The following is a 6,232-nucleotide window of genomic DNA, read 5'->3' on the forward strand; positions in this document are numbered from 1 at the left end:
TCCTTGGAATACTAGAGTATATCCTTCTTCGTATTCTACCTTAGAGTACATTTTACCTAGATTGTCTTGTACTTCTGCGGCAAAGTCCTCGTCTAGACCTAATTTAAGCGCTTCTTCCCAGATTACCTTTGATTTTATGTATTGGCTTTGATTGTAGTAGTGATATCCTAAATGGTAATAAGCAAGGGCAAAATTTGGATCTAGGTTAGTTACTTTTTCAAGCTTTTCCCCTGCCTCTAATAGCATATCATTCATTGCCTTTGCATCGTAGTCTTTTTGGTATTGAGTAGCTAGCTCTTGGCATACTATAGCATAGTTATATAATCCTTGAACGTCGTCTGGATATAATGTAATAAGAGCCTTTACATATATAAGTGCATCTGTTACTTCTCCTATTTCGAAATATTTTCTAGACATATATCCCATATATGATCTTGTGTCGAATTTTACATTTGCTTCTAAAGCCTTTAAAAATTTCTTATATTCATCGTTGTATTTAAATTGTGGGTCTATACCTATTATATATATCATAGCATCTGCTATAGACATAGAGTTTAATCCTTCTTGTGCAGTGTTTTCCTTTATACCTTTTACTAGTACTTCGTTTTTTATAGGTACATTTAATCCGTTTTTTGGTACCTTATAGCCTTCTATATGAAATTCTGCATCTTCTTTAATTGTTATAAATGCCAATTCATCTGCTTTAGGTAGTAAATATTTATCTATTCTAAATTTCATGTTTGTCCTCCTTATTTATATTTTACTTGTTTTCAAGCTCTTTAAGCTCGACTTTGTAGGTTCTAGATTTTTCAAATACCTTTATATCATCGTACACAAATAAAATTACAGCTTCTTGCTTGTCTAGTTTTGCATGAATATCTTCCTTTAATTTCAATATATCGTATTTGAAGCATTCAAAATGAACATATTTCAATATATATTTTGCAGGTGTATCTACATGCTTAGGTAGATATTTTTCTAGATTTTCTCTGTTGTGTAAAAACTCATGTACTCTAGCCTTCATATCTTTAACTTCTATTTTATTAAATATATTTGGAACACTTGATATTTTTCCTAGAGAAACATAGTCGTATTTTAGTATTTCCATGAATAAATCGTAGTTTTCACCGACTTTTTCTTTGTAAAAGTCTGCTAATATACTGTACAGCTGATTTTTTCCTTGGGCAAGGTGGAAATATCCCATTTTATTGAAATAATTTGCAAAGTCCTCGAAGAACTTAAACGCACTTTCACTGTAGTAATTTTCAATTATATATTTTACAGATAATGAGAAATTATTAGAGTTGTAATATCTCTCTAATATATCTTCTATATCCTTTAATTTTAATATTTCATCGTAACTTATGAATTTATTGCAAAGCACTTCATATGGAGCGTAATTCTTGTATTCATACTCAAATTCTTCTGCTCTCGCTCTCATACCTGTACCCTTTATCATCTTTAAAAATCCCAATTGTAATTGCTCTATTTGTAATGCAAATACATCGTTAAATGATTTTTCGAAGCTATCGTATCCTTCATAAGGTAGTCCAGCTATTAAATCTAGATGTTGATGGATATTTTGGTAAGATTCTATAGTTTTTACAACATGAGATAGTTTTTCAAAATCATCTCTTCTTCCAACTGCATCTAGAGCCTCTTGATTTGTAGTTTGAACTCCTATCTCAAATTGGAATAATCCTTCCTTGCAATCCTTTAAAAACTCCAGCATATCATCATCTAATAAGTGTGCTGTAACCTCAAAGTGATATGTAGTGTATCCGTTGTCATTTTCCATAAGGAATTTCATTATTTCCTTTGCAAATTTTTTATTTGCATTGAAGGTTCTGTCTATAAATTTTATTTGAGATACTTTTGCATCTATTAATTTTTTAAGGTCTCTTTTGACTCTATCTATACTAAAATATCTAAGCCCCTTTATAGCTGAAGATAGACAATATTGGCAGTTAAAAGGACATCCTCTAGATGTTTCGTAGTATACGATTCTATTTTCATATTCCTTTACGTTTAAATTTTCATATGGACTTGGTATTAAATCTAAGTCTTTTAATAATTCTCTTTCTTTATTTTTTATAACCTCGTCACCACATCTATAGGTAACACCATCTACAGCCTTTATGTCCATCTCTCCGTTGAAGTATTTAACTAAGTCTCTCATAACCATCTCACCTTCACCGCGAAGTATATAATCGACAAATTCATACTTAGTCATTGCTTCTTCACTGTCATAAGAAACCTCAGGTCCACCTAAGCCTATTATTAATTTAGGATTTACTTTTTTTAGATTTTCACATAATTTGACTATATCGTACACATTCCAAATATATGTTGAAAAAAATACAGCATCGTATCCAGCCAAATATATATCCTTTAAAATATAATCTAATTGATTATTAATAGTGTACTCTCTTATTTCGACATCTGCTAAATCTTTTATACTTTCCTTTATATATCTAATCGCTAAATTAGTATGTATAAACTTTGAATTCAAAGTTGTAAGCAATATTTTCAAATTTTTCACCTCTTTTTTATTTTATACACGGTTTTCCTCTATATTTAAATCAAATAATGTTGTAATATAATAGTATATAATTACTTTAGAAAAGGAGTTCGCTATGGAATTAATTGATCAAGTTACTATTAACGATTTATCAAAAAGAGACTTACTATTAATTATAAAGTCACTAGAATTCACAGGCAAAAAAACAAATAATCCTGACTTTATCGAGCTTAGAAACAGCATAGTAAAGGAACTGTGTTTTTTGACAGAAACTAGTGAAGACCAATTTATTAACTATCTAGAACAAAATTGCTAGATTTTTTTAAAATTAAATGTATATTTTCCAGATTTTGCTTTGACAGAAATTCTCAATATATTATCAGAAAAATCCTTAGATATAACCTGTATTTTATTTAAAATTGGATCTACTATAGTATCGCCTTGATTCAAATTAATTAGACTTCTTGGATCCGAACTCTTGGTGTATTCAGATTTATTTATTGAGTATTTTCTTAATTTAGTAATATATACAGCCATTGAAGATATAAAATCTATATTTTCTATATTTAAATTTGCATCTGCTGATAGTATAGATAATATAGATTTTTTTATACTAGAAATTCCATCATTTATACATTCTCTATCTTCTATGTAAATATCGTAAATCACATTTAATAAATTCGTTATTATTTCATTTTCCTTATAATCACATACCTTTAAATCTATATAATTGTCTATAATTTGTATAGCTTTTATTCTAGCCATTTGAAATTTTATCATGCTAGGCTTTTCTAAATCTATTTGTAATCCGATCATTTTTTCTTTAATAGATTGAAGTATTTCTTCGTATTCCATATTTGGATTATCCATTAAATTATGAATAAGACTATTATATAATACAGAAGCTAAAATGTAATCAAATAAGTACTGATCCTTTTTAAGATATTTTATATACTTCTGAATCAAGGATAATACCTCTTCCTCACTTTTTTGTATGTTTGTATTTGATAAAATAAGAGGCAACAATAAATTCAAAACATCTGCATATTTCGGCTTATTATCGTAAAAATTAAAATAAATCAACTCATCTCGAAGCCTTTTGTTGTCAGTGTACACATTTCTCTGAGATTTATTATCTATTAGACATTTAGTCCCTATTATTATTAAATTTTTTAGACTGCTATCCTCTATATCAAACGCTGATATATAACAATTTTTAATTAAATCATCCTTCACTCGAGATGCATCCTCCTTTGCCCTCTTTTTTATTTCTACTAATAAAAAGGAGCCCCGCACTATTTTTAGGTCTCCCCATAGTACAACAGCCCCTTTTAAATTTTACTTTAATTACATTCTTTCTGGTGCATGCATTCCTAATAATGCTAAAGCATTTTTGATAGTTTGTCTAGTAGCTTCAACTAATGCAAGTCTAGCCTTTCTAACTTCAGCATCATCTACTAATATTGGATTATCATGGTAGAATTTGTTGAATGCTTGTGCTAGATCTAAAACAAATCTAGTTATTATGTGTGGTTCACTCTTTCTTAAAGCAACTAATATGTTTTTATTGAAGTCGCCTATTAATTTTAATACCTCTGAACTATCTTCATCAGATAATAAGTCGTAGTTTATATCTGTTGTAGCTTCTTCTCCTGCTTTTCTTAAAACTGAACAGCATCTTGCATGAGTGTATTGAACATATGGTCCAGTTTCTCCGTCAAAGCTCAATGTTTTATCCCAAGTGAATACGTAGTCTTTTATTCTGCTGTTTGATAATTCTTGGAATATAACAGCTCCAACACCTACGTCTTTAACTGTTTGATCTATATTTTCTATATCAGGATTTTTGCTTTCTATTATTTCTCTAGTCTTTTGTATAGCTTGGTCAAGTACATCTTCTAAGAATACAACTCTACCATTTCTTGTAGATAAAGTTCCTCCTTCTAGAGATACCATACCGAAGTTAACGTGTTCTAGCTTATCGTACCAGTCATATCCCATAAGCTCTATTACCTTGAACCATTGTTGGAAATGAAGGTTTTGTTGAGATGCAACTACATATATACATTTATCAAAGTTATATGTGTTCTTTCTGTATATTGCTGCTGCTAGATCTCTTGTCATGTATAAAGTAGAACCGTCATTTTTTTGGATAAGAGCTGGTGGCATACCGTATTCTTCTAAGTCTACGATTTTAGCTCCTCTAGATTCTTTTAGAAGGTGTTTATCTTCTAATTCTTTTATTACTGCATCCATTTTATCTGTGTAGAAGCTTTCTCCAGCAAATGAATCAAATTCTATATCCATTAATTTATAAACCTTGTCGAATTCCTTTAAGCTTTCGTTTCTGAACCAAGTCCATAATTCCTTAGCTTCTTCATCTCCGTTTTCTAATTTAACGAACCATGCTCTAGCTTCTTCTTCTAGCTCTGGTTGTTCTTTAGCTACATCGTGGAATTTTATATATAGAGCTAGTAATTCTTTTATAGGATTTTTTTCTACTGTTTCTTTGTCACCCCATTTTTTGAAAGCAACTATTAGCTTACCAAATTGAGTACCGTAATCACCTAAGTGGTTTATTCTTATAGTATTATACCCTTGAGAATCGTATAATTTATATATTGCATTACCTATAACAGTTGTTCTTATATGACCTATATGGAAAGGCTTTGCTATATTAGGAGATGAGAACTCTACTATTATGTTCTTTCCTTCACCTATTTTACTCTTGCCATAGTCGTCTTTTTGAGTTAATACGTTGTTTATAACAGTTTTTGCTAATTGTGATTTATTCACGAAAAAGTTAACATATCCTCCCATTGGAACTACCTTTGATATGTCTCCTTCTGCTGGTATACTTTCCGCTATATCTTGTGCTATTAAATTTGGTGCTTTTCTAAAGACCTTTGCTAATTTAAAGCATGGAAACGCATAATCTCCCATATCTTTATTTGGTGGTATTTCTATAAGCTGTAATATCTCATCATAAGATAAATCTTCTATTTTACTTTTAAGACAATTTGCTACTGCTGCCTTGAAATCTTGCATTGTTTTCTCCTCTCTTGCCGTAATACGTTCGTATTTTATTATTTTATGTTAAATCAAATTATGAATTTTTTCAAGATATTTAACATTATATTTGTTCTTCATCTATTATTTTTATATTATTTTCGTGGAGGATAGAAGCTGTAACTCCCATCCCCTTTATTTTTTTCTTTGAAAAAGTCCCATCATATATATATCTACAACCACAAGATGGACTGCTTGCCTTTAAAATAGCCTCTGTTACGTTATTTTTTTGAGCTATTTTTAAAGCTTGCTCTGCACCCTTTATAAAGTTCGATGTCACATCTATCCCTTTATTTGATACGACCTTTGTTTTGCCATTTAGTACATCCTTGCCGTCTTTATCACCGTGAGTTATTATCTCTGATGGATCTCTAGGAGTTGTCAAGCCTCCTAATTGCTCTGGACATACTGCAATATATTCTTTATCCTTTAAATATTCTAGTACTTTTTCTGATTTATTATTTCCACCGCTGTATTTACAGTTTTCTCCTAATAAACAAGCTGATACTATTATCATATTTTTCACCTTTATTTTAAAGTTACTATAGTAACACCTGCTCCACCTTCACCGTATTCTCCTGGTCTTTTTGATTTGACATGTTTGTTTCTCTTTAGTACGTCTTGAAGTCCTTTTTTAAGAAC

Annotated in this window: 7 protein-coding genes; 1 reads left to right on the plus strand and 6 read right to left on the minus strand. The window is 30.1% G+C overall.

The annotated features are described in order from the left end of the window. A partial coding sequence (locus ACI3VO_RS03415; protein ID WP_439756576.1) for a tetratricopeptide repeat protein occupies positions 1–738 on the minus strand: 738 nt, incomplete at its 3' end. Positions 739–760: 22 nt separating this feature from the next. Further along, a complete protein-coding gene (locus ACI3VO_RS03420; RefSeq protein ID WP_439756577.1) occupies positions 761–2,533 on the minus strand; it encodes a B12-binding domain-containing radical SAM protein in 1,773 nt (590 codons plus the stop codon). Positions 2,534–2,636: 103 nt separating this feature from the next. Here ACI3VO_RS03420 and ACI3VO_RS03425 point away from each other — a divergent pair, with 103 nt between their 5' ends. After that, positions 2,637–2,837 (plus strand): hypothetical protein, encoded by a 201-nt coding sequence (locus ACI3VO_RS03425; RefSeq protein WP_290691819.1) that lies wholly within the window; start codon positions 2,637–2,639, stop codon positions 2,835–2,837. On the opposite strand, the gene ACI3VO_RS03430 is transcribed toward ACI3VO_RS03425, so the two are convergent. The 4 genes from ACI3VO_RS03430 to ACI3VO_RS03445 form a co-directional block, all read right to left on the minus strand. Then, positions 2,834–3,757 carry a hypothetical protein gene (locus ACI3VO_RS03430; RefSeq protein WP_439756578.1) on the minus strand — a complete coding sequence of 308 codons (924 nt, stop codon included), beginning with the start codon at positions 3,755–3,757 and terminating at the stop codon, positions 2,834–2,836. The genes ACI3VO_RS03425 and ACI3VO_RS03430 overlap by 4 nt on opposite strands. Before the next feature lie 111 nt (positions 3,758–3,868). Continuing rightward, entirely contained in the window at positions 3,869–5,569 is a 1,701-nt protein-coding gene (gene argS, locus ACI3VO_RS03435) for an arginine--tRNA ligase (protein ID WP_439756579.1), read from the minus strand. Between the two features lie 85 nt (positions 5,570–5,654). Further along, positions 5,655–6,107, minus strand: coding sequence for a DUF523 domain-containing protein (locus ACI3VO_RS03440; protein ID WP_439756580.1), 453 nt, complete (start codon positions 6,105–6,107; stop codon positions 5,655–5,657). A gap of 11 nt (positions 6,108–6,118) precedes the next feature. Further along, positions 6,119–6,232 (minus strand): Smr/MutS family protein (locus ACI3VO_RS03445; RefSeq protein ID WP_439756581.1); only part of this gene is annotated, 114 nt, incomplete at its 5' end.

Origin of the sequence: Intestinibacter sp., assembly GCF_051866655.1 — a bacterium.
Taxonomy (GTDB): Bacteria; Bacillota; Clostridia; order Peptostreptococcales; family Peptostreptococcaceae; genus Intestinibacter.